The sequence below is a fragment of the Paludisphaera rhizosphaerae genome, assembly GCF_011065895.1.
In the GTDB taxonomy this organism is placed as follows: domain Bacteria; phylum Planctomycetota; class Planctomycetia; order Isosphaerales; family Isosphaeraceae; genus Paludisphaera; species Paludisphaera rhizosphaerae.
Genome location: NZ_JAALCR010000072.1, coordinates 1 through 2,862, shown reverse-complemented (window position 1 = coordinate 2,862; position 2,862 = coordinate 1). Strand labels below are relative to the sequence as shown.

At 63.6% G+C, this 2,862-nt stretch carries 3 protein-coding genes; all 3 read left to right on the top strand.

What is annotated here, in order from left to right:
- Nucleotides 1-163 precede the first annotated feature (163 nt).
- On the top strand, nucleotides 164-718 hold the full coding sequence (locus G5C50_RS31965) for a hypothetical protein (protein WP_165076129.1): 555 nt from the start codon (nucleotides 164-166) through the stop codon (nucleotides 716-718).
- Nucleotides 719-1,621: 903 nt separating this feature from the next.
- Nucleotides 1,622-1,870, top strand: coding sequence for a ribbon-helix-helix domain-containing protein (locus G5C50_RS31960; RefSeq protein ID WP_165076126.1), 249 nt, complete (start codon nucleotides 1,622-1,624; stop codon nucleotides 1,868-1,870).
- Between the two features lie 147 nt (nucleotides 1,871-2,017).
- The coding region (locus tag G5C50_RS31955) for a DUF3987 domain-containing protein (protein WP_165076124.1) at nucleotides 2,018-2,862 on the top strand (845 nt) is incomplete at its 3' end.

The window sequence follows — 2,862 nt, the reverse complement described above, 5'->3', positions numbered from 1 at the left end:
ATCGCGAACCGTAAACCGCAGCCTAACGCGCTCGGACGTCGAGGGGGAGCAGGGCGCGTCCCGGTGACCACTTGAAACCCGAAACCGGGGTGGTAGACTCACGGCCGTGTACGCAAACGCCCCCACGGGGGCCGAGGACAGCAGGCCTCTGAGCCTAACCCCAGTGAGCCACCCCCTCGAATCGCCTTCGACCCTTCCCTTCCCCACCTCCGGCCTCAGCAACCGCGCCGAGGCCGTCCAGTACGAAGCCCGGATCGACACTCCTGGCCTTGAATGCACGCTGACCGCCTGGTCCAACGAAGTCACCCAGGCCCAGTTCTCGGCGTTTCGGCGGACCCTCGAGCAGTTCTGGGCCGCGCTCCCGAACGAAGCCCGTGAGGCGATCGTTGCCGCCGTCGCGGACGGCTGGATCGATTTCCAGCTGCTGCCGGCGGATCCCGAGGCGATCGAGCCCCGGACGTCGGTCCTGCCCATGCCGGGCCTCGGCAGCGACTGCTACTACTCGCTGTCGCGTCTGGAGGACTACGACGTCCGACGAGTCGCCAAACAGATCGCGACGAAGGAGGGAGTCAACTTCCGGTCGACCAGGAAGTGGGGCCGGATGGCCATTCCCGTCGTGGACCGCCGCCGGCTGGCCCGCCTGTTCGCCGCCTTGGTCCTCCGGCTCGAGCCGACGGACTGGTCGGTTTACCGGATGGCAACCGCCTGGGTCGACTGAGTTCCGCCGCGACGAAGACGACGACGAAGACGAAGGGCCCGGACCTGACGAGAGGTCTGGGCCCGTTTCATTCGGGCGCGCCCTCTTGCCGTCGGAAGGTTTCGTCAGTAGGGACCAACCGCCCCCAGGAGGTTCTGTCAGCAGCCGGGGGTTCTGTCAGTGACCGGACGACCTCCCCGGGGAGGTTTCGTCAGTTTCGTCAGTGTCAGCGTTGTGTGTGCGTGAAAATCGAGTCTTTCCTAACAGACGGTCTTCGTATCTTTCCTAGATTGCTTATATAAAATATATATAGTGGACAGATATACAGTATATTCACTTTATAGAGGTAGATTTGGGTATCTGGGAAGGATGGAAGGCTCGGTTTCCGAAGGAGGAATGACCTCTCAGGGGCGGATGGTTACTGACAGAACCTTCCTCGAGGGCGGATGGTCACTGACGAAACCCTTCCTCCGGGCGGTCTAACAGCGGATTGCTGATTTTCACGTACACACGACGCTGACACTGACGAAACTGACGAAACCCCTCCTCCGGATGGTCCGACGGCGGATTGTGGATTTTCACCCCCACCGCGTACTGACACTGACGAAACTGACGAAACCCCCTGTTCGACAGCTCCGGCCCGGCCGCTTTCCCATCTTCGGCACCCAGATTCGCAAGTTGGACACCTGGTCCGCGGGACGACTTCGGCGGTGATTCCGCTCGCATGCCGCCTACTTAGCGCGGACAGCCGCCTTTCCGTGCAGCGCATCGCCCTTCGACTATGGCGGTTTCCCGCACATAGGGGTGGATCACATCCTTGTCGCTGTAGCTGGCAATTTTCTCGATTTTCTCGGATTCCCGCTCCTGGGGCTGTTCGAAAGGCTGTGAGTCGCTAAGAATCGAATTGAGGGGGAGAGAGCCCCCTTGCATCCCGCCGACCGCCAGCGCAGCCACAACAGGAGCAACCCCTTGATCACGGCCTACCCGACCACCCCCGACCGCCCCCGCCGCCGTCAGGGCAAGACCACCGTCGTTGGGGTCTCGATGTTCGTCGAAGACCTCGAGGCCCTCGAGCGACTCATGGCCTCTTACCCGTCTCGGCCGTCGATCTCCCAGGCCGTCCGGGACGCGATTCGCACCGTCGACGCCCAACAGGCGGCCGCCGCCAGCTGAGCGTTCTCAGCGCTGCAACAGGACGTTTCCGGGCCCATGGCTAGGCTCGAGTGAGCCGAGGCGAAGGAGCCTCGGTCGCATGACGCGGGCAAAGAAAAAGCCCGGCTGGGAGTTGGCGCTCCGCCGGGCTTAGGGGATCAAGGTTATATGTATCCTAACGAGTCCCTGGCCGCTGGCCAGTCGAGTTCGTGCGCGTTTTCCGTTTTCCCTTCCGAGCAGGCCGCCGAGAATCCCGACTTCGATTGGTGCCTGCCCCCCATCGCGTTTGCGGGCGGCCTGGAGGCGGTCCCGGCGTTCGATCTCAACCTGTTGCCGACGGCCTTCCGGGCTCGGGTTCAGGACGTCGCCGATCGTGCTTCAACTCCCCCCGAAATGGTCGCCGCGCCCCTCATGGTCGCCGCTTCGGGGGTGATCGGCCGTGGGGCCGTCATCCTGCCGCGAAAGAAGAGCGACTGGGTGGTCGTACCCAACCTCTGGGGCGCGGCCGTCGCGGACTCGGGCTGCCTCAAGACTCCAATGGCCGAGGCTGCTCTGGACGCGCTCGATCACCTTGAATCCGAGGCGGCCAAGGCCTACGACCAGCAACAGGCCTCCGAGGGCTGGAAAGTCGCTGTCCGCCAGGCCGAGATCGCCAATCAGCAGAAGCTGATGGCCGCCTCGATCAAGAAGAGCGACTACCACGCGGCGAACGAGGCCGCCAAGAAGATCGCCGGCCTGGAAGCCAAGCAGGCCGGCGGGCCCAAGCGGTACAAAGTCGTCGATGCCACGGTTGAGAAACTCGGCGAGTTGTTCCGGGACAACACTCGCGGCCTGACTTGTTGGCGAGATGAGCTTGTCGGGTGGATCAAGGGGTTCGAGCGCCACGGCCGTGAAGGCGACCGCGGATTCTGCCTGTCGGCCCAGAACGGTACGACCGATGCTACTGTTGACCGGATCGGCCGAGGGACCGTGAGAATCCCGTGCCCGACGCTCGCACTGTTCGGCACGACGCA